This is a genomic window from Ruegeria sp. HKCCA6707, from assembly GCF_013033515.1.
Classification (GTDB): Bacteria; Pseudomonadota; Alphaproteobacteria; order Rhodobacterales; family Rhodobacteraceae; genus Ruegeria.
Window position 1 is genome coordinate 138387 of record NZ_WQEG01000006.1, and the last position, 24115, is coordinate 162501.

Below are 24115 nucleotides of genomic sequence, written 5' to 3' on the forward strand. Positions count from 1 at the left end.
AAGGGCTCTCCGACAGGGTGGCGCCACACTAGGCAAGCGGGGTTTTCTTCGGTATTCCCGTATATTGTCAAACTGTATCAAAAAAAACGATAAGATGTCCTATCTCGACAACATCCGCACCTTTGTCAGGGTCTATGATTTGGGCAGTATGTCTGCAGCCGGACGGGATTTGCGTATTTCTCCGGCAGTTACATCCGCACGGATATCGCAGTTGGAGGACCATTTGGGGGTGCGTCTGTTCCAGCGCACCACGCGCAACCTGACGCCAACCGAACAGGGAAGGGCGTTCTACCCCGGTGCCGTGGGGGTGTTGGATGCGGTCGATGATGCCGAGGCTCAGGTCATGAACCTGACCGAAGTGCCCAGGGGCTCTTTGTTTGTGGCGGCGCCTTTGGGGGTCGGGCGGCGTCTGTTGTCTCCGCATGTGCCGGAGTTTCTGTCGCAATACCCCGAGATCGATGTTCGATTGCGCCTGACCGATCGTTCCGTCGATCTGACAACGGAAGGTTTGGATCTGGCGTTTTTTATCGGGCAACCCGAAGATAGCACGTTGCGCATCCGCAAAATCGCCGATTGCCAGCGCGTTTTGTGCGCCGCGCCCGAGTATGTCGCGCGCCGCGGAATGCCGTCCGGTGGCGCAGCTCTGGTTTCGGACAAACATGAGTGTCTAAATCTGCGATACCCGGGCGCGTCCGAGTTTCAGTGGCTACTGGAAACACCAGACGGGCCAAAACGGTTTGCCGTTTCGGGTCGGTTTGAATGCGATGACGGCGACGTTCTGACCGATTGGGCCGTCGCCGGGCAGGGCATCGCTTTGAAACCTGTCTTTGAAGTAGCCGAACATCTAAAGGCCGGGCGGCTTGTGCCCGTTGCGCCCGAGACACCGCCAGTGCCGGTGCAAATGGCTTGCCTTTACACGCATCGCCGCCATCAGGATCCCAAGGCGCGTCTGTTCATGGATTTCATGATCGAACGAATTGCGAAATTCGTCAGGCAGTCAGAGCATATCAGCTAAAAGCGCTCCCGCCCCCGCTTGTGCCGTTCCGGCCCTGCGCGGCTTTGGGCGTGGCGCCGCGGTAAAACCGCGGCGCGGTAGCGTCGGATTGGGAGAGCGTGCCCTTGGTCCACCATAGCAACCGCGCCGTGCCTGCAAGGCGCGGCGCTGGGCCCAACGGGAAGGGCCTCTGACAAGAGGGCCTGACGGGCGGGAGCCCGACCAAAACAGCTCAGCTGCCGCGATAGGTTGAATAGCCGTAAGGCGACAAAAGAAGCGGCACGTGATAATGCGCCTCAGGATCGGACATGCCGAACCGGATCGGGATCTGATCCAGAAACAGGGGGTCTGGCCCATCTTGGCCGGTCGCACGCAGATAGTCGCCTGCGAAAAAGATCAGCTCATATGTACCCGTTTTGAACTTCTCCGGTGGCAGGATCGGGCTGTCTGTTCGACCATCCTCGTTTGTTTCAAGTTCGATCAGTTTGCGATGCGAGTTCCCGGATACGCGGTAAAGCGCGATGTTGATCCCTTGGGCAGGTTGGCCAAGAGCTGTGTCCAGAACATGGGTCGTCAAATAACCTGCCATCGGGATCTCCTGAGGTCTAAGCGGCTTTTGCTTTACACTGGCGCAAACGCGAACGCCTTGGAACTGTAGAAATCGCCGGAAACTGCGTTCGGATTGATTTGATAATCCTTCGGAATTTTCTAGGGTAACTCTGCTTTCACCACGAAGATGAATTGGAATATGCCATGCAAGCGCCTCGTTACCCTCGCGACATGATCGGCTATGGCGCAACACCGCCGGATGCAAAATGGCCCGGTGGCGCAAAGTTGGCTGTGCAGATCGTGCTGAACTACGAAGAAGGCGGTGAGAACTGTGTTTTGCACGGGGATGCCGCGTCAGAGGCGTTTTTGTCTGAAATCGTGGGCGCGGCGCAATGGCAAGGGCAGCGCCATTGGAACATGGAATCGATCTATGAATATGGCGCACGCGCCGGGTTTTGGCGTCTGCACAGGCTGATGAAGGATTTGCCAATCACGGTTTATGGCGTGGCAACAGCTTTGGCGCGTTCGCCGGATCAGGTGGCCGCGATGAAAGACGCCGGGTGGGAGATCGCCAGCCACGGGCTGAAATGGGTTGAGCATAAAGACATGCCCGAAGACGAAGAGCGCGCGAAGATTGCCGAAGCGATCCGCCTGCATACCGAGGTGGTCGGGTCCCGCCCGCGCGGTTGGTATACCGGGCGGTGTTCGGAAAACACCGTGCGTCTGGTCGCGGAAGAGGGCGGTTTTGACTATGTGGCAGACACTTACGCGGATGACTTGCCCTATTGGATGAAGACCGGCGGGCGGGATCAGTTGATCGTACCTTACACGCTGGACTGTAACGATATGCGCTTTGCAACCCCTCAAGGGTTCAATGCGGGCGATCAGTTCTTCAGCTATCTGAAAGACAGTTTTGAAGCGCTCTACGAAGAGGGTGAGGCGGGTGCCCCAAAGATGCTGTCCATTGGGTTGCATTGCCGTCTGATCGGTCGCCCCGGGCGTATCATGGCGTTGCGGCGGTTTCTGGACTATGCGCGCGGGTTCTCGGATGTTTGGTTCGCGACGCGGTTGCAGATTGCCAAGCATTGGGCCAGCACCCATCCGTCGGAGCCGCGGGCGAGACCATCGGAGATGGGCAAGGCAAGCTTTGTCGAGCGGTTTGGCGGGGTATTCGAACACTCTGCCTGGATTGCCGAGCGGGCCTTTGAACTGGAACTTGGTCCGGCTCATGACACGGCGGGTGGGGTGCACAACGCCCTGTGTCGGATGTTCCGATCCGCAACCAAGGAAGAAAGGTTGGGCGTGCTTACGGCACATCCAGACCTGGCAGGCAAACTGGCGCAGGCGAAGAGATTGACGCAGGACAGCACGGCCGAGCAAGCTTCGGCAGGGTTGGACGCGTTGACCGACGCCGAGCGGGCGCAGTTCACGGATCTGAACCAGCGTTATACCGCGCGATTCGGGTTTCCTTTTATCATCGCGGTGCGCGACCATGACAAGATGTCGATCCTTCAGGCCTTTGAGCGGCGGATTGAACAAGATCGCGAGACAGAGTTTGCCGAGGCCTGCCGCCAAGTGGAACGGATTGCCGAATTCCGCCTGCGCGAGCTGCTTCCGTCATGAGCCGCCAGATCATGATTCAGCCGATCTCGGCCCAGAATTTCGCACCGTTTGGGGATTTGATCCACACGCGCGGTGCGCCGGACAAGATCATCAACCAGGGGCAATGTGAGCGGTTCCATGATCGCGCGCAGCTGGATTTTGCGGAAGGGCGGGCCGGAATAAGCCTGTTCAACGCCAATCCGCGCGCTTTGCCGTATCACCTGGATATGGTTGAACGGCATCCTGAGGGCAGTCAGGCCTTTATCCCGATGACCTACCAGCCTTTTCTGGTGATTGTCGCAGAGGATCACAACGGCCAGCCCGGAAGGCCACAGGCTTTTCTGACCCAGCCCGGGCAGGCGGTGAACTATCATCGCGGAACCTGGCATGGGGTTCTGACGCCCTTGCATGGGCCAGGTTTGTTTGCGGTGGTTGACCGCATCGGCGCTGGGGACAATCTGGAAGAGTTCTGGTTCGACGCGCCTTACGAGGTTGTCAGCGGTTGACAGAAGGCTCCCGCCCGGTCCGCGTGCATCGAAGATGCATCTTGACCGGTTGGGCCGGGCAGGGTGCGGGCAGGCCCGCCCCCTGCGTCAGCACGACGCCATCAGGCGGGCCACGTCCAGCATGCGCGCAGAAAAGCCCCATTCATTGTCATACCAGCCAAACACGCGAATCTGCTGATCGCCGATCTGCCGTGTTTCGGGTCCAGCGATGACCAGCGATTCACTGCGGCTGCGCAGATCGGAAGAGACCAGGGGATCATCGGTCCAACCCAGCACAGGCGAGGCCGCGACAGCAGAGCGTAATGCCGTGTCGAATTCGGACGCCTGCATCTCGCGTCCAAGGGTCACCACCAGATCAACGGCGGACACACTGGCGGTGGGAACACGAACAGCGGCACCTGAAATACGGCCTGCAAGATGCGGAAGAACCTCATCAATCAGGTGAGTGGCGCTGGTGGTTGTGGGCACCATCGAAAGGGCTCCAGCGCGAGACCGGGCAAGATCGCCGCGTGGCGCGTCCACCATTGGTTGGCTGTTGGTGTAGCAATGGATCGTGGTCATATGCGCCGATGCGACGCCCGCCACGGTATCGATAACCTTGATCAATGGTGCGAGCCCATTCGTAGTACAGGACGCGTTGGACACGATCTGCGCGTCACCCAGCGCGTCGTCGTTGGCTCCCAGCACAAGCGTGATCTCGGCGGCAGGCGATGGGCCAGAGATCAGCACTTTGCGAGCCCCCACACTCAGACCCTGGCGCGCGACGTCTGAGGTGCGCGCAATGCCGGTGCAATCGAGCAGGACATCGACGCCTTGAAGGTTCACGCTGCTCAGATCCGCGCTGTGGGTCATCGGGAAACTGTGGCCATCGATATTGAGCGCAGCGCTCTCGGCCACGACATCACCGGCATAAGGTCCGAAGGTGCTGTCGTATTTGAACAGGTAAGCGCAGGTGTCCAGTGGTGCGATGTCATTGATCAACACCACCTCGACATCTGATCCCTGCGGCAGGGCCAGAACCTGACGCAGGGTAGTGCGGCCAATCCGACCGAATCCATTGATCGCGAGTTTCATGCGCAAGCTATGGCAGGAGGTCCCACGGACCTCAATGCCCATTCAAGGGCTTAGGATCCGCAGCTCACCTGCGAAAAGAACTGGCCCGAGATGTTTTGATACATGCTGTTCACAATAACCTTGCAGCCGGTGGCCTGTTGAATGGCCGCGATAGCCTGCGTGGTGCGCAGCATCGCAGGACGGCCAAACGGGTTGAGGTTGTTGTTGTCGCGGGTTGCGCGATAAATCACCGGCTCATCGGCGACCTGAGTTACGGCCCATGTCCTTGTGAAAACCGTCACGGATTTGGTGTCTTCCGCTGCGGCCACCGGAGCCGAAAACACAGCTGAAAGTCCCAAGGTGCAGCAAAGGGTCAAAGTCAGGGCGCGCAATCGCATAAAACAGTCTCCGTATTTGAATTTCTTTTATCTCATCAGATTGCGGCGGTTCTGTGAAGCCCCGATACGTAGGAACACCTCAGCGTGACAAAGACAGCGGCATATGCCGGTTTACATCTTTGTAGAGCAGGTAGCGAAAACGCCCCGGCCCCCCGGCATAACAGGCTTGCGGGCAGAAGGCGCGCAGCCACATATAGTCGCCAGCCTCGACCTCGACCCAATCCTGGTTGAGCCGGTAGACTGCCTTGCCTTCCAAAACATACAGCCCGTGTTCCATGACATGGGTTTCAGCGAAAGGAATGACGCCGCCGGGTTCAAAGGTGACGATGTTGACATGCATGTCGTGGCGCATGTCGTCGGGGTCGGCAAACCGTGTTGTGGCCCAGCGGCCTTCGGTGCCGGGCATGGGTGTTGGGGCAATCTCGCGTTCGTTGGCGATGATCGGATCGGGCAGGGGCAGGCCTTGGACCTGCTGGTAAGCTTTGCGGATCCAGTGAAACCGTGCGACCGGGCCTGCGCGATTGTGCAGCGTCCAGTCACTGCCCGGTGGGATATAGGCATAGCCGCCTTCCTCAAGCACGTGGCTTTCGCCACCCAGTGTCAAGGTAATCGCACCTTCCACAACAAACAGAACGCCCTGAGCCTTTGGGTCGGTTTCGGGGCGGTCGCTGCCGCCACCCGGTTGCACCTCCATAATGTATTGCGAAAAGGTTTCTGCAAACCCGCTGAGGGGGCGCGACAGGACCCAGAGGCGTGTGCCTGTCCAGAAGGGCAGGCAGCTTGTCACGATGTCACGCATCGTGCCTTTGGGGATGACCGCATAAGCCTCGGTAAACATGGCGCGATCAGTCAAGAGCTGCGTCTGGTCGGGGTGCCCGCCCTGTGGCGCGTAATAGCTGGGGTGTTTCATCTGCTGCCTCGGAGCTGTGTTGCAGTGACTATGGGGTGAAGTTGCATACGCGCCTAGAGTTGGCGTTGCGATAGGATTGTTCGGGATATTTTGAAGGTGGTCTTGGCGCTGCCGATTGGGCGCTGTAAGCTGATCTCAATACGTTTTAGCAGGAGGGGCCGCTATGAATGCCCGCATTACTTTGGCCGTTATTTCGTTGGTACTGGCTACAAGCGCCGCGCAGGCCAAGCCGCTGTCTCGGATCATCGCCGAGATGGGCCTGACTCCGGCAGATTTCGAGGTTGTCAGCGCCAATTCGAACGAACTTTTGGCAAGTGGGCCTTCGGCAGGCAAAGAACGCTCTTGGGTGAATGCTGAGACCGGGTCCAAGGGCGTGATCCGGATCGGGGCCGTTCAAGACAATTGCGTCATTCTGCAACATTTCGTGGAACCGGCCGGTGAAAATGCGCGCGAGATCCGAACGCGGCGCTGCAACGACGGCAATGGCAACTGGATTTTGTCGCCCTGACGGTGCGCGCTTAGTACCCGCGCGCGCGGTCAACCTCGTGCAACAGATCTGTACCCGCAGTGAGTCGGCGAAAGTTCTCAATAACATCGGTCAGCGCGTCGCCCAGGAACCAGCCCGATACATGTGGCGTGATCGTAACGCTGGGATGCTGCCAAAGGGGGCTATCGGCAGGTAATGGTTCTTTGCTGGTGACGTCCAGCACTGCGTGGCCGGGAGTACCTTGGTCCACCGCGGCGATCAGTGCCGCTTCGTCGATCAAATCGCCTCGGCCTGCGTTCAATAATTGGCTGCCAGGTTTCATCTGCGCCAACATCCGAGCATCGAACAAGCCCGTTGTGTCAGGAGTGGACGGCAGGATGGCGCAGACATGGTCGCATTGGCTCAATAGCTGCGGCAAAGCATCTGCACCATGCAGGCAGGTGACGCCTTGGATCTGCTTTGGCGATCGGCTCCATCCCATCACTTGAAACCCGATCATGTTCAACATCGCCGCGGTGCGGCTGCCGATATGGCCCAGACCCAGCACGCCCACGACAGTATCGGGCGTATATACGGGGGCTTTCGACACCCATTCCGACCGGCTCTGGGCGGCCTCATGAAACGCCATGTGCCTTTGGTGGCGCAGGATATAGGCCAGAAACCATTCGGCGATTCCCTGCGCCGGGGCGTCAGGCTTTAGACGGGTGACCCGAATGTGGTCAGGCAGTGCGGGGTTATGAACAATTGTTTCGACCCCGGCGCCCAGCTTTTGGATCAGCTTCAGGTTTGGCAGGCCACGCATACGATCCGTATTCAGGTTCGCAACCGCCATCATCGTGATCTCTGCGGGATTGCCCAGGTTTTCGGGTGTGCGCAGGTCCAGATCCGGGGCGGATTTTCCGATATCTCGGGCGAGGTCCTCATTGCTAATCCATCCCGTCATTCCGGTTTCAATCAACAGAGCCATTCGCCGGTTCCTTACTTTGGAATTTCCTACAGTGACGTTCCGTCACCCAACTGGACGCCTGCGGCCAGCTAAGCCATCCTTCGGCCAAAGGTAAAGCCCATGCACCGGGGCCAAGGAGGATTTGCCATGACCATGACATTTGGACTGCGTGAAGAGAATCAAGCTCTGTTGCAACGCGTGGCCGATATGATCCGAGACGAGGTCACGCCGCTGGAACAGGAATACCACGACGAAATCGGCAAGGGCGACCGCTGGCAATATACAGAACGTCAGGCGGAAATCCTTGAGGGGCTCAAAGCCAAGGCCAAAGCGGCGGGTCTTTGGAATTTCTGGCTGACGGACAGCGACAAGGGCTATGGGCTGACAACGGTTGAATATGCCTATTTCGCCGAAGAGATGGGCAAGACACCGCTTGGTGCCGAGGTGTTCAACTGCTCGGCCCCAGACACCGGCAATATGGAAGTGTTCGAACGCTACGGCTCTGAAAAAATGAAGCAAGAGTGGCTGGAACCGCTGCTTGATGGGCAGATCCGTTCGGCCTATTTGATGACCGAGCCGGATGTGGCCTCGTCAGATGCCACCAACATCTCGATGTCCTGTGTGCGCGATGGGGAAGATTACGTCCTGAACGGTGAAAAATGGTGGTCGTCCGGGGCCGGTGATCCCCGCTGTAAAGTTTACATCGTGATGGTCAAAACCGGTGGTGAAGACCTGCCCAAACATCAGCGTCAATCGATGATCGTGGTTCCGGCAGACAGCGCCGGCATCGAAATCCTGCGCCCGATGGAAGTCTATGGCCATGACGACGCGCCCCATGGTCACATGCATATCCGGTTTTCGGATGTGCGCGTTCCCGCTGAAAACATGCTGCTGGGTGAAGGCCGGGGGTTCGAGATCGCGCAGGGGCGTCTTGGGCCCGGACGCATTCACCACTGCATGCGCGCCATTGGTCAAGCCGAAGCCGCGTTGGAACAAATGTGCCAGCGGTCGCTGCGGCGTGAGGCGTTTGGCAAGAAACTGGCGCAGTTGGGGGCCAATTTCGACATTATCGCCGAATGCCGGATGGAGATCGAAATGGCCCGACTGCTATGCCTGAAAGCGGCGTGGTACATGGATCAGGGCGATGCGCGGGCGGCAGCACCCTGGATCAGCCAGATCAAAGTGATCGCGCCCCGGGTGGCCCTGAAGGTGATCGACGAAGCGGTGCAGATGTTTGGTGCACAAGGCATCAGCCAAGACACGCCACTGGCCAATGCCTGGACCCATGTGCGCACCCTGCGCCTTGCTGACGGGCCTGATGCGGTCCATCGCCGTCAGGTGGCGCGAGCCGAACTGAAGAAATACACTCAGGAAAAGGTCTAAGCACCTATGTCTGCCCCCATCGACTTGGACCAGCACGCCTATTTCCACCTGCGCGATGACGGGGTTTTTGTGGGCAATGATGCCGCGCGGGGGCCGTGGTCGGCAGATCACTGCCATGCCGGGCCGGTGAGTGGCCTGATCGTGCGGGCCGCCGAGACCGAGATTGGCCCAGAAAAGATGCTGACCCGGCTGACGGTCGACTTGCTGCGGCCCTTGCCGCTTGCCGGGTTGCGCGTCGCCACCGAGACAACCCGGCACACCAAGACGCTGGGCACAACGCGGGTGACTGTGCATGATCTGGACGACACGCTATGCGCGACGGCCACGACCATGCATCTGACCCGCCGTGATCTTGGTGATGTTCCCAATGTCGAACAGACCGGACCACAGCTTGAGACAGTCGTGGACGGGCCGTTCCCCATCGGTGAAATGCGCCACGATCTGTCGGGCTTTGCGCATCATTCTGAAATTGCCTATCCCGAAGGCGGCAACCAGGGGGCCGGGCCCAAGACCATTTGGATGCGCACGCCGCAACTGCTGGAAGGCGAGGCCCAATCGCCGATTCAGGCGCTCTGTCCGTTGGCTGACTGTGGCAACGGTATTTCGTGGAACGCGCCGACGACCCAGATGGGGTTCATGAACACGGATCTGACGGTGAATATCCACCGCGAACCTGTTTCGGACTGGCTCGCCTCTGACTCAGTCTCGCATTGGCAAAGCTCGGGGATCGGCATGTCGCAATCGATGCTCTATGACACGCAAGGGCCGGTTGGGACGGCTTTGCAAACCCTGGTGCTGTTTCCACCGCATCGGTAATTGGCCGGTTTTCGCAGGAATGGGTGAATGTTGATTGCCCCTTGGGGGGCACCATTCTATCTTCGTATCATGCGTATCTGGACCAAAGCCTTGATTGCGGTTTGTTTGCCCCTGTCGGCGGCAGCCCATCCGCATGTATTCATCGACACCGGGCTCGAGCTGATCATTAATGAGACCGGTCAACTGACCCATGTTCGGGTGACCTGGGCGTATGATGAGTTCTATTCGTTGCTGATCCTCGAAGATTTTCGTCTGGACAATGACGCGGACGGCATCCTGACCCAAGCCGAAACCGAGTATCTGACTGGTTTCGATGCACAGTGGGTCGAGGGCTATAATGGCGATCTCGTCATCGCGCGCGACGGTGTCGTTGTGCCGTTGTCCGGTCCGATGGAGCCGACAGCCACAACGGAGAACGGGCGTATTGTCACAACGCATTTGCGTGCCGTGGAAGGCGGTGGTGTGCCAGCCACCGGCCTGTCAGCCAAAGCGTTTGATGAGACCTATTACACCTATTACGACATGACCCGGCCGGTTACCGTAGAAGGTGGCTCGGCCTGCATGATCGAACGGATTGATCCCGATATCGACGGTCAGCTTGCGCAGATGCAGGCGTTCCTTTTGACTCTGGATGCCGATTACGATCTGGAAGAAAACGACATTCCGCTGGTGGGCGAGAATTTTGCAACCGAGATCCGCCTGACATGTCCCGATACCTGATTATTCCGGTTTTTCTGGCCTGCGCAGTTCTGCTCTGGTTCTGGGGCAGCGGCGGGTTCGACAGCCTTGCGGCCTGGGCTGCGGGCGAACAAAGGGCGTTTCAGAACCAGATCGCCCGGTCTTTGCGGGCGGCAAAGGCGGAACAACCGGCAGCAGTCGCCACGCTTCTGGGTGTCTGTTTCGCCTACGGGTTTTTTCATGCGATCGGACCGGGGCACGGAAAGGTTCTGATCGGAGGCTATGGGCTGGGTCGACAAGTGGCCTTTTGGCGTCTGTCGGCCATCAGCGTATTATCCAGCCTGGGCCAAGCCGTGACAGCCGTTGTACTGGTCTATGCCGGAGTGTTGGTGTTCCAGATGTCGCGGCAGACGCTGGTTGGCACCACCGAGCGCATCATGGCACCTGTCAGCTATGGCGCAATTGCTCTGATCGGGTTGTGGTTGGTGTTTCGTGCCCTTCGTGGCTTTGCGCGACAGCATCAAAGTGACAAGGCGCAGGGCCATCATCACCATGATCATAGCCATGATCACCACCACGACGGAGAGGTCTGTTCAAGCTGCGGTCACAAACATGGCCCTACGGCAGAAGAGGTCGCAAATGTGGGATCGCTGCGAGAAGCTCTGGCGCTGATTGCGGGGATTGCGGTACGACCGTGTACTGGCGCCTTGTTCGTTCTGATCCTGACCTGGCAGATGGGGATCGCGATGGTCGGTGTCGCGGGTGCTTTTGCCATGGCGCTGGGCACGGCGACAGTCACCACATTGGTGGGCTGGACATCCTTTGGCCTGCGGGGCGGGTTGTTGGCCTCAGCCTCGGCCACGCGTTTTGCGGCGATCCTTGCGCCCACGATCGAACTGCTTGCCGGTCTGATCATCGCGGCAATCGCCAGCGGCCTTTTGCTGCGCGCGATCTGAGTTAGTCAAACACCGGTTCAGGATAGCCAACCCGCGCCAGATACAACCCCTGCGGCGGGCAAACCGGCCCACAGGCGGCGCGGGTTTTGGCCTCTAACGCATCACGCACATCCTGCGGTGACCAGGCCCCGGCACCAACCCGTTCCAGCGTACCGACAAAGCTGCGCACCTGATTGTGCAGGAAGGACCGGGCGCGCACGTGGAAATGGATCTCGGGGCCGGAAAACCCTTGCAACTGCTCGACGCGCAGCTCGTCCAGGGTCTTGACCGGGCTGGCTGCCTGACATATTGATGACCGAAACGTTGTGAAATCATGACGGCCCAGCAACATGTCCGCACCGGCCTGCATAGCGGTCACATCAAGCTCGTGGTTAATCTGCCAAACCTGACCCCTGTCATGGGTCGCAGGTGCGCGGCGCATCAGGATGCGGAACAGATACTGACGTTCAAGCGCTGAAAACCGGGCGTGCCAGTCCTCGGCGACCCGTGCGGCGCTGACGATCGCCACCGGTTGCGGCTTGAGGTGATAATTCAACGCCTCAGACAGGCGGAACGGGTCCCAATCCTTGACCAGATCGCAATGGGCCACTTGCCCCAACGCATGGACGCCCGCGTCCGTCCTCCCGGCAGCTGCTATGGTGTGGTCGCCGGGTTGAATGCACGACAGGGCCCGTTCAATCGCACCCTGCACCGACGGTTGGTCCTTTTGCCGTTGCCATCCGGCAAACGGCTCCCCCTGGTATTCGACTTTCAGCGCGTATCTGGGCATGTGCTGCTGGTAGCGCGCACGGCCAAAAGGGGCAAGAGCGGGAAAAGCGCTGGCATGTGCTGCGGGTGCTACCTATCTTGGGGGAAAGGATTTTTGCGGGGCGACAGATTGGTCATTTCAGCGCTGGCAGACAATTTGGCACGCGGTGTCGAAACCATCGGCGACACGGTGTCCGAAGCGCTGTTCGAGCCGGTGATCCGGCTGGGCGTGACCGGGTTGGCGCGGTCGGGCAAAACGGTTTTCATCTCGTCGCTGGTGGCAAACCTGTTGGACCGCGGTCGTATGACCGGACTTGTGGCCCAGCAAGAGGGGCGCATTCACGCCGCCTATCTGCAGCCACAGCCTGATGACACCGTGCCGCGCTTTGACTATGAGGCGCATTTGTCGGCGCTGACCGGCCCGTCACCGCATTGGCCCGAAAGCACGCGTGCGGTGTCCGAGTTGCGGCTGTCCTTCAAGGCGCGACCTGCGGGGCTATTGGCCGGGTTGCAGGGGCCCCGGACCATCCATCTGGACATCGTGGATTATCCTGGCGAATGGCTTTTGGATTTGGCACTGCTTGATAAGAACTACGCCGAATGGTCCACGGAAACGCTTGCACGGATCAAGACGCGCCCTGAGGCCGCGGGGTTTCTGACGCAATTGGAGCAGGTTGATCCAGCAGGCGCGCATGAGGAGCCGGTTGCACAGGGCCTTGCTGCGGCATTCTCGGACTATCTGAATGCCGCCCGCGAGGCGGGGTTTTACGACTGCACACCCGGGCGGTTCCTTCTGCCGGGCGATTTGGCGGGGTCTCCGGTTTTGACATTTGCACCGCTGCCCGTCGACGGCGCTGCGCGTCGCCGCACCCTGCATCGCGAGTTGGAACGGCGGTTCGAGGCCTATAAGGCGCAAGTGGTCAAACCCTTCTTTCGCGACCACTTTTCCCGCATCGACCGTCAGGTCGTTTTGGTGGATGCGCTGGGCGCGATCCATAAAGGCCCGCAAGCGGTCGAGGATATGCGGCGCGCCATGGCGGACATCCTGTCAGCTTTCCGACCCGGCAAAAACGCGTGGTTGACCCAGCTCTTGCTGGGCAAACGGGTCGAACGCATTCTGTTTGCGGCCACCAAGGCCGATCATCTACACCATCTGCAACACCCGCGCCTGACCGCGATCATGGAGGCGCTGACCCGCGACGCGCAGGATCGTGCGAAATTTGCGGGGGCCGAGACGGCAGCGCTGTCGCTGGCCTCGCTACGTGCCACAACCGAAGAGATGCGGGCGCATAACGGAACCGAATTGCCTTGCGTGCGCGGCCGGTTGGCCGAGACCGGAAAGCTGGCGGCGTTTTATCCCGGCGCTTTGCCCGAAGTTCCGGCCCATCTACTGGCCCCGGCGCGGGACGGCGCGCAAAGCTGGCTGGATGCCGACTATGGCTTCATGTCATTCGCACCCGCCGCGCTCAGCCTGCGTCCAGGCGATGGTCCACCTCATATCCGGTTGGACCGGGCGGCGCAGTTTCTGATCGGAGACCGCTTGTGACTGTCCTCTTGCGCCCGGCCCGCAGCACGGATGCGGGGGCCACGGGTGATATCCTGCACCGGTTTGCCACCGAAACTGACTGGATGCCCAAGCTGCACAGCGGGGCCGAGGCCATTGCCTTTTGCGGTCAGATGATTGACCGAGGCTGGGTCACGGTGGTCGAGACCGAACAGGGCGTGGTGGGATTTCTGGCGCGCAACGGCGCAGAGGTGCACGCGCTTTATCTGTGCCGGGCGTCTTGCGGGCAGGGGCTCGGGCAGCGGCTGTTGGATGACGCCAAGTCTGAAAGCCCGCGGTTGAGCCTTTACACCTTTCAAGCCAATCAGGGTGCGCGCCGGTTCTATGAACGCAACGGTTTTGTCGAGCTGGAGCGCGGTGATGGGTCGAGCAATGAAGAGAACCTGCCCGACATTAAACTCGGCTGGACTCGTCAGGAGGCCACAGATGGCTAAAGGCCCAGTACTTTTCGATCTGGATGACGACACTCCCGAAACGGATGTCGCTCAGGCACCGCCTGTGCCCGATATCGCCCAGCCTCAGGGGCATGCGATGCAGGGGGCCGCGCGGCTGGCTGCGCGCAAACCTTCGGCCTTGTCCAAATGGTTCTGGGGGCTTTCGGTGTCGGTTGTGGGCGCTGTCGTCTCGGTCGCTGCGTGGGATTTTGCGCAATCGCTTTTGGACCGGTCACCTGTGCTGGGTACGATTGTCTCTGGCCTGATCATCGCCTTGCTGTGTGTCTTGTTGATCATTGTAATCCGCGAACTGGCCGCCATTGGCCGTCTGTCACGGGTCGATGGGATGCGCCGCGCCGCAGACACCGCATTGGCCGAAGAGGATCTGGCGCAGGCGCGTGCCGTCACCACCCGATTGCTGGCCTTCTACGCGGGCCGGGATGAGACGCGATGGGGTCGTGATCGCCTGACCGAGCGCATGGAGGATCAGTTCGACGCGTCGGGTCTGCTGGGCCTTGCCGAGGATGAATTGCTGGCCCCGCTTGATACCGCCGCCAGTCGCGAGGTTGAGGCGGCAGCGCGTCAGGTGGCGACTGTGACGGCTCTGGTTCCTTTGGCACTGGCGGATGTGGCCACTGCGCTTGCAAGCTCGCTACGGATGATCCGCCGCATCGCCGAGATCTACGGAGGGCGCGCGGGGTTTCTTGGCAGTTGGCGCCTGACCCGCGCTGTGTTCGTGCATCTGGTGGCAACCGGGGCCGTCGCTGTTGGCGATGACCTGCTTGAGCCCATTCTGGGCGGCTCGGTCCTCAGCAAATTATCACGACGTTTTGGCGAAGGTCTGGTGAATGGGGCGTTGACTGCAAGAGTTGGGGTTGCCGCGATGGAGGTGTGTCGGCCTTTGCCATTTTCGGACCGTCACAAGCCTTCGACCCGTGGCGTTATCAAACGTGCGCTGAGCGGGGTGTTCAACAAGACTTGATCTGTCGCAAAGCGCGGGTGCGCCGGTTTCCGCAGAATGAAGGCGGAGCCAGCCATGACCGATCACGGCCACAGTCAGCAAGAAATTGTCGCGCGGATCAACGCGCCACCCGGACGCGGCGTATTGCGCGATGTGGTTTATGGTGGCATCGACGGGTCCGTGACCACCTTTGCCATTGTCGCAGGCGTGGCGGGCGCGGGCTTGTCGCCTTTCGTGATCGTGGCCCTCGGGCTGGCAAATGTTCTGGCGGATGGGTTCTCGATGGCGGCGGGCAACTATTCCGGAACCAAGGCCGAGTTGGACAACATCCGTCGCATCCGCGCGATCGAACAGCGCCATATCAGCTTGTACCCTGATGGCGAACGGGCAGAGGCGCGCGAGATTTTGGCGCAGAAAGGGCTTGCCGGACGCGTGCTGGAAGACGCGACCGATGCTGTGACCGCTGATCAAGACAATTGGATCAACCTGATGATCGAAGGTGAATACGGGTTGGGCAGCGTCGACCCGCACCCGATGAAAGCAGCCGTTGCGACCTTTCTCGCCTTTTTGGTCGCCGGGATGATCCCTCTGCTGCCGTTCGTGATGTCCTGGCCGGACGCCTTTACACTGTCGGTCTGGATGACGATGGCGGTTTTTTTCGCCATCGGTGCGCTCAAAAGTCGGTGGTCACTGGCACCTTGGTGGCGATCGGGGGGTGAGACATTGTTGATTGGCGGCGCCGCAGCTGCGATCGCCTATCTGGTCGGGTCGCTGTTTCATCCATAAAACCTGCCAAAAGGTTTGAGCCCAGGCGCAAACTCACTAATGTGGTCGAAAAACCTAAGGTTACACGGCCATGTCCGAACAGTTGTTGCGTGGGAAACGTATCTTGGTGCTGGGTGCCTATGGGTTTATTGGCGCGGCCGTGACCCGATCTTTACGTGCACAGGGCGCGTTTGTCCGAGGCATGGTGCGCAACATGGAAACCGGCGCGCGCGTCCTGCCCGGAGTGGAGCTGGTCCAAGGCGATCTGCGTGGCTTTGGTGCGGCCTCGGATTGGCAGGGCTATCTGGACGGGATTGATTTTGTGGTGAATTGCGCAGGTGCGCTGCAAGACGGATCTCTGGACGACCTTGAGACGGTGCATCATCTGGCCATCGGCGCACTTGGAAAGGCTTGTGCGCAAAAAGGTATCGCAATTGTCCAGATTTCGGCCATCGGGGCAGAGAAAACAGCTTCGACTGATTTCATGCGAACCAAAGCCGCAGGCGATGCTGAGCTTATGGCCAGTGCTGCACCGCTTTGGATTCTGAAGCCAGGGTTGGTGATCGGGCAGAGCGATTACGGCGGTACTGCTTTGCTGCGGATGCTGGCGGCGATCCCTGTGGTGCAGCCGGTTGCCTACCCGAATACGCCGGTACAATGCGTCGGAATGGCAGACCTTTGCACCGCAGTATCGCTTGCGATTCAGGGGCGACTGCCACAGGGCAGCTATGATCTGGTTGAAGGTGAATCTCGGCCCTTGGTCGAGGTAGTGACGGAAACCCGAAACTGGCTTGCATTTCCTGCGGCGCGATTCACTTTGCCGACCCCCAGTTTCCTGACGCGCGCTATTGCTGCCTGTGCCGATGGGCTGGGCAATTTGGGATGGCGATCACCTTTGCGCAGCAATGCGATGACGGTGATGCAAGATGGCGTCACCGGCGATCCGGGACCGTACCGAGACGCGTCGGGTCTGTCGGTGGCAGGGCTTCCGCAGATCTATGGCGATCTGACCTGCGCCCGGGAACACCGCTTGGCCGCGCGCTTGTCACTTCTACTGCCACTGGTCGTCGGCGTCCTTTGTCTGTTTTGGGTGCTGTCGGGGCTGTTTGGTCTGCTGGGGCTTGGAACGGCCGCCAGCGTTCTGACCGATGCGGGTTGGCCGACATGGGCCGCCATCAGCAGCGTTGTGTTCTGGTCGCTTGTTGATCTCGCGCTTGGCCTTTGCCTTCTGTGGCGTCCCTGGGCGGCAAGGGTCTGTTTGATACAGGCTGGCGTTGCGCTGCTGTATCTGGTGATGGCCACTGCTGTGACGCCCGGCCTTTGGCTGGATCCATTGGGACCTTTGGTCAAAATCCTGCCCGCGATGCTGTTGCCTCTTTTGGCCCGACAAATGCTCGAAACCCGCTGATGGACCCGGATCTGATCCTGCGCTGGCTCCACGTGATCGGCGCTTGCGTCTTGCTGGGCACCGGGGCCGGGATCGCCTTTTTCATGCTGATGGCGCATCGCAGCGGCGACCCGCGCATCGTCGCGCATACAGCGGGCGTCGTTGTCCTGGCCGATCTGCTCTTCACGACCACTGCGGTGATCGTGCAACCCATTACCGGAGCGTTGCTGGCCTGGCGCTTGGGCTGGTCTTTCAGCGAAGGTTGGATCGTGCTCTCGCTACTCCTCTATGTCGTGACCGGCCTGTTTTGGCTGCCGGTTGTGTGGATTCAACTGAAACTGCGCAATTTGGCAGGCATGGCGGTGGCGCACAGAACGGATCTGCCACCGGAGTATTTCAGACTGTTTCGCATTTGGTTCGCTTGTGGCTTTCCCGCCTTTTTTGCAGTGCTGGGTATAATCTGGTTGATGCTGGCGCGACCAAGTCTTGCGTTGTTTTAGGGTGACGCTTGCGTCATTTGAAAAATCGGCTGAAATCCAGACTGTTGCCCGGAGTCCCGGCAGGTTAGCCTAAGCCAAACTGTCGGAGCGTTTTTTTGGAGTCTCTTCTCGTCCTGCTTGGCCTGATTGTGCTGGCGATTCCCGTTGGCGTTGTTGTCTTGCTGATCGGACACGTTCGGCTGCGCAAGCGCGTCGAACAGTTGGAACAGAGGTTGGCAGATCAAAGCGGACCTGCGCCCAAGCCAGAACCAGAAAAACCAGCGCAAGCGGCTGACACGCCGCCGCCGGTTGAAGCCAAGGTAAAAGGCCCCTGGGCACCGACAAAGCCGCCGCCCAAACCGTCGCGCGAAACCCAGCCAAGCTCTCCGCCTGCAGCGATTGTGATGCGTGATGACCGGTTTGCAGCGCTTTTCGCGTGGCTGCGCGAGAATTGGTTTTATGCCGTCTCTGCGCTGTCACTTGCTTTGGCTGGTATCTTCCTAGTCCAATACGGCGTTGAAAACGGGCTGTTGCCACCCGCTGCACGTGTGTTTGCCGCTTTGGCCTTTGGGGCTGCTCTGATCCTGGGTGGGGAGGTCGTGCGGCGCAGGTTCGGAGATGACGAAGACTCCGCAACCGCCTATTTGCCGTCGGTCTTTTCGGGCGCGGGGCTGGTGACCCTGTTTGGTGCGGTTCTGGCGGCGCGACAGCTCTATGATCTGATCGGCCCCGAAGCGGCTTTGGCCGGGATGGTTGCGATCGCGATTGTCGGGCTTGTGCTGGGTTGGTTTCACGGGCCTTTGCTGGCCGCTGTTGGCTTGATCGGCGCGTTTGCTGCGCCCTTTGTTGTTGGCGGCGCCTCCGAAGATCCCACCTGGCTTTACGGCTATTTCCTGCTGATCGCGGCGCTTGGCCTTGGCATCGATACCGTACGGCGCTGGGCGTGGATCTCAGTTCTGACACTGGTTGGCGCGTATGGGGCGTGCTTTCTGCTGGTTCTGTCTTCGCCTATAACCGAACCGGGTTACCTGATCAGCGTGACGGCACTGGCTTTGATGGCCATTGCGATCCCGGTGCGCAGGCTGGTTCCAAACCATGACGGACCAATGATTGCCGAGATCATCCGTCGCAAAAAGGGCGCGCCCTGGCCCGAGTTTCCCACCCGTCTGGCCTTTGGAGCTGTGCTTCTCAGTTCGGTAATCCTTTCGATACATTGGGCGGATACCAGCAGTGAGTTCTGGTTGTCGGTCGGGTTGTTTGCGGCGTTGACCCTTGCCCTGATCCTGTGGGCCAGCGATGCGCCCGCGTTGCAGGATATGACTGTTTTTCCCGGTTTGGGACTGATCTGGTTCGTCCTGCTGCACGGGTTTGACGGCGGGGTGGTCGCGCAGTCGTTTGCCGCAACCTACGCAGAAACGCCCGAGGCTGACGCACCGCTGACGGTGTCCATCCTGGTGGTCCTTGGTGCAGCCCTTTCGCTTGCAGCGGCGTGGCGCTCGTTTCGCGGCGGGCGCTATGCGGCGGCTTGGGCTACTGGTGCCGTCGTATTTGCGCCCCTTATTGCCATCGCGCTAGAGGTCGGGTGGCAACCAGCCAGTGTGATCGGGGCATATCCCTGGGCCTTGCACGCGGTGGCCCTTGGCGCGGTGATGGTCCTGCTGGCTGAACGGTTTGCCCGTGTCGATACAGGGGATCGCTTGCGCCCGGCCTTGGCAACCATGTCGGCCTTGTCCTGCCTCAGCTTTGCGTGCGTGATCGTGCTCAGCTCGGCCGCGTTGACAGTGGCGTTGGTTGTCAGTGTGCTGGCCGCAGCGGTTCTGGATCGCAGGTTCGTCTTGCCTCAACTCAGCTGGTTTGTCTGGGTGGGCGTTTTCACTGTGACGGTCCGCTTGATCCTGAACCCCGGTTTGGAATGGGCCGAGACCGCGCCGCTGCCCGAGGTGATCTTTGCCTACGGCGCAGCAACGCTGGGCTTTGCTACCGGTTGGTGGGTTCTCAGGCCGATGCCGCGCCCGACGGCAGTTCTGCTTTTGGAAAGTGCGGCTTGGGCCAATGCGGGCATATTGCTGTCTTTGCTGTTGCTACGCTGGCTGGAAAGCTTGGGCGAGGGCGGGGCGGAAAACAGCCATTGGGGCCTTGGACTGCTTGCGTCGATCTGGCTGTTGCTGGCCTTTGCGCAGGTGCAGCGCTTTTCACTGGGCGGCAAGCTGACCTATGCGCGCTATGCGCTGGCCGGGTTTTTTGCCGCGCACGCACTGATCCGGCTGGGTCAGGCTCTTGGGCCCGAGAATCCGGTTCTGACCGAATTTGCCGACCCGGTGCTGGGTCCCGGAATCGTCAACACATTGGCCGTGGCCTACTTGCTGCCTGCGCTGATCATTCTGCTGTCCCTCTGGCGGTTAACAGACGTTCCGGTTCGGCTTAGACAATTGGGATATGCCGCCGCCGCACTTTTGTTGGTGGTCTGGCTGGGCATGACCATTCGACATTTTTGGCAGGGTGCGGGCGGCATGTTCGAAGGCAATGGCGTCAGCCAGCCCGAGCTTTACACCTATACCATGGCGCTGCTGCTGGTTGGGGCAGGGCTGTTCTATCAGTCTCTGGCACGCGGATCGGATCTGATGCGCAAGGCCGGTCTGGCGGTGATCGGGCTGGCGGTTGCCAAGGTGTTTTTGATCGATATCGCGGGTCTGGGCGGGCTGATCCGGGTGTTCTCACTCCTGGTGCTTGGGCTTGCTTTGGCCGGGCTTGCCTGGCTCAACCGCTGGGCCAAGCTGCGCCATTCGTCGCAAGGCGCAGAACCTCTGGACGATTAGACATGGGCGTCCTATAAGCGCGGCCATGTTTGACCGTTTGGCCATCATTATTCGAATTATATCCCCGGCGCTCTGATATCGCGAGACGCCGGGCAAAGGTGCTTGAGTTATCGCACTGACCGCTTCGATCCAAACACGACCCGAACTTCCTGAGGACGCCCCAAATGTGCGCCGACACGACCCAAACACCTGATTACAAAGACACGCTGAACCTGCCCAAAACCGACTTTCCCATGCGCGCAGGCCTGCCCAAGCGCGAGCCCGCATGGCTGGAACGGTGGGAAAAGATTGGTGTCTATGATCGCCTGCGTGAAAAAGAAAATCGCACGCCTTTTACCCTGCATGACGGCCCGCCCTATGCCAACGGGCACCTGCATATCGGCCACGCGCTGAACAAGACGATCAAGGACATGATCGTGCGGTCGCATCAGATGATGGGCTACGATTCACGCTATGTGCCGGGTTGGGACTGCCACGGTCTGCCGATCGAATGGAAAATCGAAGAGCAGTACCGCAAGAAGGGCAAGAACAAGGACGAGGTGGATATCGTCGACTTCCGTCAGGAGTGCCGCAAATTCGCCGAAGGGTGGATCGACATCCAGCGCGAAGAGTTCAAACGTCTTGGCATCACCGGCAACTGGCCCGATCCCTATATCACCATGGACTATCACGCCGAGGCGGTGATCGCGGATGAGTTCATGAAGTTCCTGATGAACGGCACGCTTTATCAGGGGTCAAAACCTGTGATGTGGTCGCCGGTCGAAAAAACCGCACTGGCCGAGGCCGAGGTCGAGTATCACGACAAGGAAAGCTTCACCATCTGGGTGAAGTTTAGGGTTGTGAATGCGGGCGATCTGGATGACGCCTATGTGGTGATCTGGACAACGACTCCGTGGACCATGCCGTCGAACAAGGCCGTCGTTTTTGGCAAGGATATCTCCTATGGCCTCTACGAAGTCACTGGCACACCCGATGAATGCTGGGCCAATGTGGGCGACAAGTTCCTGCTGGCCGACAATCTGGCCGCAGATGTGCTGGGCCGCGCGCGCCTGAGCGATGAGCAGTGGAGCCGCGTTCGTGACTTGACCACCGATGAGTTGGAAGGCGCCCAACTGACCCACCCGTTGGCCGGGGCCGAAGGCGGCAATGGCGAATGGGACGACATCCGCGACTTCCGCGCCGCTGACTTCGTGACCGACACCGAAGGCACCGGCTTTGTCCACTGTGCACCCTCGCACGGGATGGAGGAATTTGAGCTCTATCGTGATCTGGGGATGCTGGAACAGGTCATCACCTATAACGTGATGGATGACGGCTCGTTCCGCGCTGACCTGCCGTTTTTTGGTGGCAAATACATTCTGTCCCGCAAGGGCGGTGAGGGCGATGCGAACAAGGCGGTGATCGACAAGCTGGTCGAGGTTGGCGGTTTGCTGGCGCGCGGTAAGATCAAGCACAGCTATCCGCATTCGTGGCGCTCGAAGGCTCCGATCATCTATCGCAACACGCCGCAATGGTTTGCGTCCGTCGACCGCAAGTTGGATGACGGCATGGGTGAGATGGGCGATACCATCCGCGAACGCGCCCTGCGGTCCATCGATGAGCTGGTGAAATGGACGCCGCAGACCGGTCGCAATCGCCTCTATTCGATGATCGAAGCGCGCCCGGACTGGGTTCTGTCGCGCCAGCGTGCCTGGGGCGTGCCGCTGACATGCTTCACCAAGAAAGGCGCTTTGCCCACCGACGCGGACTACCTGTTGCGCAACGAAGAGCTTAACGCTCGGATCAAAGCGGCGTTCGAGGAAAACGGCGCGGATATCTGGTACACGGACGGGTTTAAGGAACAGGTGCTGGACGGCATCGCCAACCCCGAAGACTATGATCAGGTGTTTGACGTGCTGGACGTGTGGTTTGACTCCGGTTCGACCCACGCCTTTGTTCTGCGAGACCGCGAGGACGGCACCGAAGATGGCATCGCTGACGTCTATATGGAAGGTACCGACCAGCACCGCGGATGGTTCCATTCGTCCATGCTGCAGGCCTGCGGCACCAAGGGCCGTGCGCCGTATCGTAACGTGGTGACGCACGGGTTCACGCTGGATGCCAAGGGCAACAAGATGTCCAAGTCGTTGGGCAACACCATCGTGCCGGAAGAGGTCATCAAGCAATACGGCGCTGATATCCTGCGCCTGTGGGTGGCACAGACGGATTACACCGCCGATCAGCGGATTGGGCCGGAGATCCTGAAAGGTACCGCCGACAGCTATCGCCGGTTGCGCAACACGATGCGGTTCATGCTGGGCTCGCTGGCCGATTTCTCGGAGGCCGATCGGGTGGAGCCTGCAGAGATGCCCCGCCTGGAACGCTGGGTGCTGAGCCGTCTGGCCGAGCTGGATGAGCAGGTACGCAAGGGCTATGCCGCGTTTGACTTCCAGGGTGTGTTCAGTGCGGTCTTTACCTTTGCCACGGTCGATCTGTCCTCGTTCTATTTCGACGTACGCAAGGATGCTCTGTATTGCGACGGCGACAGCCTGCGCCGCCGCGCGGCGCGTACCGTGCTGGACATCCTGTTCCATCGTCTGACCACCTGGCTGGCCCCGGTATTGGTCTTCACGATGGAAGAGGTCTGGCTGGAGCGGTTCCCGGGCGATGATAGCTCGGTGCATCTGATGGATTTCCCGGAAACACCAGGCGATTGGCGTCATGCGGAATTGGAACAGGCCGTGGCCAAGGTGCGCCGCGTGCGCCGGGCGGTCACTGCCGCGTTGGAGGTGCAGCGTCAGGACAAGGTGATCGGATCCAGCCTTGAGGCCGCGCCGATTGTGCATGTCGAGGATGGCGAGACGCGTGATCTGCTGGCCACGTTTGATGTGGATGATCTGTGCATCACTTCGGGCCTGACCGTGTCGGGCGACCCGGCCCCGGCCGAAGCGTTCCGCGTACCCGAGATCGAAGGTGTCGGTGTGGTCTTTGAAAAGGCTGAAGGCGCAAAGTGCCAGCGCTGCTGGAAGATCCTGCCGGATGTTGGACTGCATGCGAACCCGGGCGTCTGTGGCCGTTGCAATGACGCATTGAGCTAATCTGCGTCGGAGCGCGTGTCGGGCAGGGCTTTTGCGAGGCACTGCCTCGCGCTCCAAGGTATTTGTGAACAGAAGAAGGGGTGGGCGTGGCGCGATATGGGTTGCGCTATGGCCGCAAAGGCTGTCAGCATCCAGCTATGCCGATGATTGCAGTGGATACCCAGTTTGGACGTCTGGGCGTTGAAGAACAGGGCGGTGCGGTGACGCGCCTTGTCTGGAATGGGCGTAATGCGGGCGAGGCAACGCCGGTGCTGCGCGAGGCGGCGGCGCAGTTGCAGGCTTATGACGCGGGGCGGTTGGATCGGTTCGATTTGCCCTATCGCGTATCGGGGTCCGAGTTTCAGCGACAGGTTTGTGACCTGATGTATGCCATCCCGCTGGGCGAAACCGTAACCTATGGTGACATCGCCAAAGAGCTTGGACAGCCTGCCCAGCCCGTCGGGCAGGCTTGCGGGGCGAATCCTATCCCGGTCATCATCCCTTGCCACCGTGTCTTGGCGGCCAATGGTTTGGGAGGTTTCTCAGGTGACGGAGGGATCGAGACCAAGGTGGCCTTGTTGCGTCATGAAGGGGCGGCTGGGCTGTTGATCTGATATTCGGAAATGGG

The 24115-nt window shown here is 60.0% G+C and carries 23 protein-coding genes; 17 read left to right on the forward strand and 6 right to left on the reverse strand.

Annotated elements, in window-relative coordinates; all coding sequences use genetic code 11:
* Positions 1 to 94 precede the first annotated feature (94 nt).
* Positions 95 to 1015, forward strand: a complete 921-nt coding sequence (locus tag GOW40_RS15470; protein WP_171131557.1) for a LysR family transcriptional regulator — start codon at positions 95 to 97, stop codon at positions 1013 to 1015.
* 211 nt (positions 1016 to 1226) lie between these two features.
* On the opposite strand, the gene uraH is transcribed toward GOW40_RS15470, so the two are convergent.
* Positions 1227 to 1583 carry a hydroxyisourate hydrolase gene (gene uraH, locus GOW40_RS15475; protein ID WP_171131555.1) on the reverse strand — a complete coding sequence of 119 codons (357 nt, stop codon included), beginning with the start codon at positions 1581 to 1583 and terminating at the stop codon, positions 1227 to 1229.
* Positions 1584 to 1747: 164 nt separating this feature from the next.
* Between uraH and puuE the strand changes: the two genes are divergently transcribed.
* Together puuE and GOW40_RS15485 are read left to right on the forward strand one after the other, a co-directional pair.
* Positions 1748 to 3166, forward strand: coding sequence for an allantoinase PuuE (gene puuE / locus GOW40_RS15480; RefSeq protein WP_171131552.1), 1419 nt, complete (start codon positions 1748 to 1750; stop codon positions 3164 to 3166).
* Entirely contained in the window at positions 3163 to 3651 is a 489-nt protein-coding gene (locus tag GOW40_RS15485) for an ureidoglycolate lyase (protein WP_171131550.1), read from the forward strand. The genes puuE and GOW40_RS15485 overlap by 4 nt, the downstream gene beginning before the upstream one ends.
* An 87-nt stretch (positions 3652 to 3738) precedes the next feature.
* Here GOW40_RS15485 and GOW40_RS15490 read toward each other — a convergent pair whose 3' ends face one another.
* From GOW40_RS15490 to GOW40_RS15500, 3 genes are all read right to left on the reverse strand, one after another.
* Positions 3739 to 4725, reverse strand: a complete 987-nt coding sequence (locus tag GOW40_RS15490; RefSeq protein WP_171131548.1) for a type I glyceraldehyde-3-phosphate dehydrogenase — start codon at positions 4723 to 4725, stop codon at positions 3739 to 3741.
* A 50-nt stretch (positions 4726 to 4775) separates the two neighbouring features.
* A complete protein-coding gene (locus GOW40_RS15495; RefSeq protein WP_171131546.1) occupies positions 4776 to 5102 on the reverse strand; it encodes a hypothetical protein in 327 nt (108 codons plus the stop codon).
* A 79-nt stretch (positions 5103 to 5181) separates the two neighbouring features.
* Complete coding sequence (locus GOW40_RS15500) at positions 5182 to 6012, reverse strand: bifunctional allantoicase/(S)-ureidoglycine aminohydrolase (RefSeq protein WP_171100478.1); 831 nt, start codon at positions 6010 to 6012, stop codon at positions 5182 to 5184.
* Positions 6013 to 6175: 163 nt separating this feature from the next.
* Between GOW40_RS15500 and GOW40_RS15505 the strand changes: the two genes are divergently transcribed.
* Entirely contained in the window at positions 6176 to 6520 is a 345-nt protein-coding gene (locus GOW40_RS15505) for a hypothetical protein (protein ID WP_171131544.1), read from the forward strand.
* 10 nt (positions 6521 to 6530) lie between these two features.
* Here the strand turns inward: GOW40_RS15505 and GOW40_RS15510 are convergent, their stop codons facing one another.
* A complete protein-coding gene (locus GOW40_RS15510) occupies positions 6531 to 7466 on the reverse strand; it encodes a glyoxylate/hydroxypyruvate reductase A (RefSeq protein ID WP_171131542.1) in 936 nt (311 codons plus the stop codon).
* Positions 7467 to 7592: 126 nt separating this feature from the next.
* Here GOW40_RS15510 and GOW40_RS15515 point away from each other — a divergent pair, with 126 nt between their 5' ends.
* The 4 genes from GOW40_RS15515 to GOW40_RS15530 are packed head-to-tail and all read left to right on the forward strand — an operon-like array spanning position 7593 to position 11278.
* Positions 7593 to 8828 carry an acyl-CoA dehydrogenase family protein gene (locus GOW40_RS15515; protein ID WP_171131540.1) on the forward strand — a complete coding sequence of 412 codons (1236 nt, stop codon included), beginning with the start codon at positions 7593 to 7595 and terminating at the stop codon, positions 8826 to 8828.
* 6 nt (positions 8829 to 8834) lie between these two features.
* The gene (locus tag GOW40_RS15520) at positions 8835 to 9644 is read left to right on the forward strand and encodes a thioesterase family protein (RefSeq protein WP_171131538.1); all 810 of its coding nucleotides are present in this window, start codon (positions 8835 to 8837) and stop codon (positions 9642 to 9644) included.
* A gap of 27 nt (positions 9645 to 9671) precedes the next feature.
* Positions 9672 to 10364 carry a DUF1007 family protein gene (locus GOW40_RS15525; RefSeq protein WP_254444464.1) on the forward strand — a complete coding sequence of 231 codons (693 nt, stop codon included), beginning with the start codon at positions 9672 to 9674 and terminating at the stop codon, positions 10362 to 10364.
* Positions 10349 to 11278: a nickel/cobalt transporter gene (locus GOW40_RS15530; protein WP_171131536.1), complete on the forward strand. Its 930-nt coding sequence runs from the start codon at positions 10349 to 10351 to the stop codon at positions 11276 to 11278. The genes GOW40_RS15525 and GOW40_RS15530 overlap by 16 nt, the downstream gene beginning before the upstream one ends.
* Before the next feature lies 1 nt (position 11279).
* Here the strand turns inward: GOW40_RS15530 and truA are convergent, their stop codons facing one another.
* Positions 11280 to 12047: a tRNA pseudouridine(38-40) synthase TruA gene (gene truA / locus GOW40_RS15535; protein WP_171131534.1), complete on the reverse strand. Its 768-nt coding sequence runs from the start codon at positions 12045 to 12047 to the stop codon at positions 11280 to 11282.
* Positions 12048 to 12155: 108 nt separating this feature from the next.
* Here truA and GOW40_RS15540 point away from each other — a divergent pair, with 108 nt between their 5' ends.
* From GOW40_RS15540 to GOW40_RS15580, 9 genes are all read left to right on the forward strand, one after another.
* Positions 12156 to 13571 (forward strand): YcjX family protein, encoded by a 1416-nt coding sequence (locus tag GOW40_RS15540; RefSeq protein ID WP_171131800.1) that lies wholly within the window; start codon positions 12156 to 12158, stop codon positions 13569 to 13571.
* Positions 13568 to 14023 (forward strand): GNAT family N-acetyltransferase, encoded by a 456-nt coding sequence (locus tag GOW40_RS15545; protein ID WP_171131532.1) that lies wholly within the window; start codon positions 13568 to 13570, stop codon positions 14021 to 14023. The genes GOW40_RS15540 and GOW40_RS15545 overlap by 4 nt, the downstream gene beginning before the upstream one ends.
* Positions 14016 to 15005: a YcjF family protein gene (locus GOW40_RS15550; RefSeq protein ID WP_171131530.1), complete on the forward strand. Its 990-nt coding sequence runs from the start codon at positions 14016 to 14018 to the stop codon at positions 15003 to 15005. The genes GOW40_RS15545 and GOW40_RS15550 overlap by 8 nt, the downstream gene beginning before the upstream one ends.
* A gap of 54 nt (positions 15006 to 15059) precedes the next feature.
* The gene (locus tag GOW40_RS15555) at positions 15060 to 15770 is read left to right on the forward strand and encodes a VIT1/CCC1 transporter family protein (protein ID WP_171100456.1); all 711 of its coding nucleotides are present in this window, start codon (positions 15060 to 15062) and stop codon (positions 15768 to 15770) included.
* A 70-nt stretch (positions 15771 to 15840) separates the two neighbouring features.
* Entirely contained in the window at positions 15841 to 17157 is a 1317-nt protein-coding gene (locus GOW40_RS15560; protein ID WP_171131526.1) for an SDR family oxidoreductase, read from the forward strand.
* Positions 17157 to 17636, forward strand: coding sequence for a DUF2269 domain-containing protein (locus GOW40_RS15565; RefSeq protein WP_171131524.1), 480 nt, complete (start codon positions 17157 to 17159; stop codon positions 17634 to 17636). Before GOW40_RS15560 ends, GOW40_RS15565 begins: the two co-directional genes overlap by 1 nt.
* Before the next feature lie 95 nt (positions 17637 to 17731).
* The gene (locus GOW40_RS15570; RefSeq protein WP_171231082.1) at positions 17732 to 20431 is read left to right on the forward strand and encodes a DUF2339 domain-containing protein; all 2700 of its coding nucleotides are present in this window, start codon (positions 17732 to 17734) and stop codon (positions 20429 to 20431) included.
* A gap of 164 nt (positions 20432 to 20595) precedes the next feature.
* Entirely contained in the window at positions 20596 to 23508 is a 2913-nt protein-coding gene (gene ileS, locus GOW40_RS15575; RefSeq protein WP_171136574.1) for an isoleucine--tRNA ligase, read from the forward strand.
* 137 nt (positions 23509 to 23645) lie between these two features.
* Complete coding sequence (locus tag GOW40_RS15580; protein WP_171131799.1) at positions 23646 to 24101, forward strand: methylated-DNA--[protein]-cysteine S-methyltransferase; 456 nt, start codon at positions 23646 to 23648, stop codon at positions 24099 to 24101.
* Positions 24102 to 24115 lie beyond the last annotated feature (14 nt).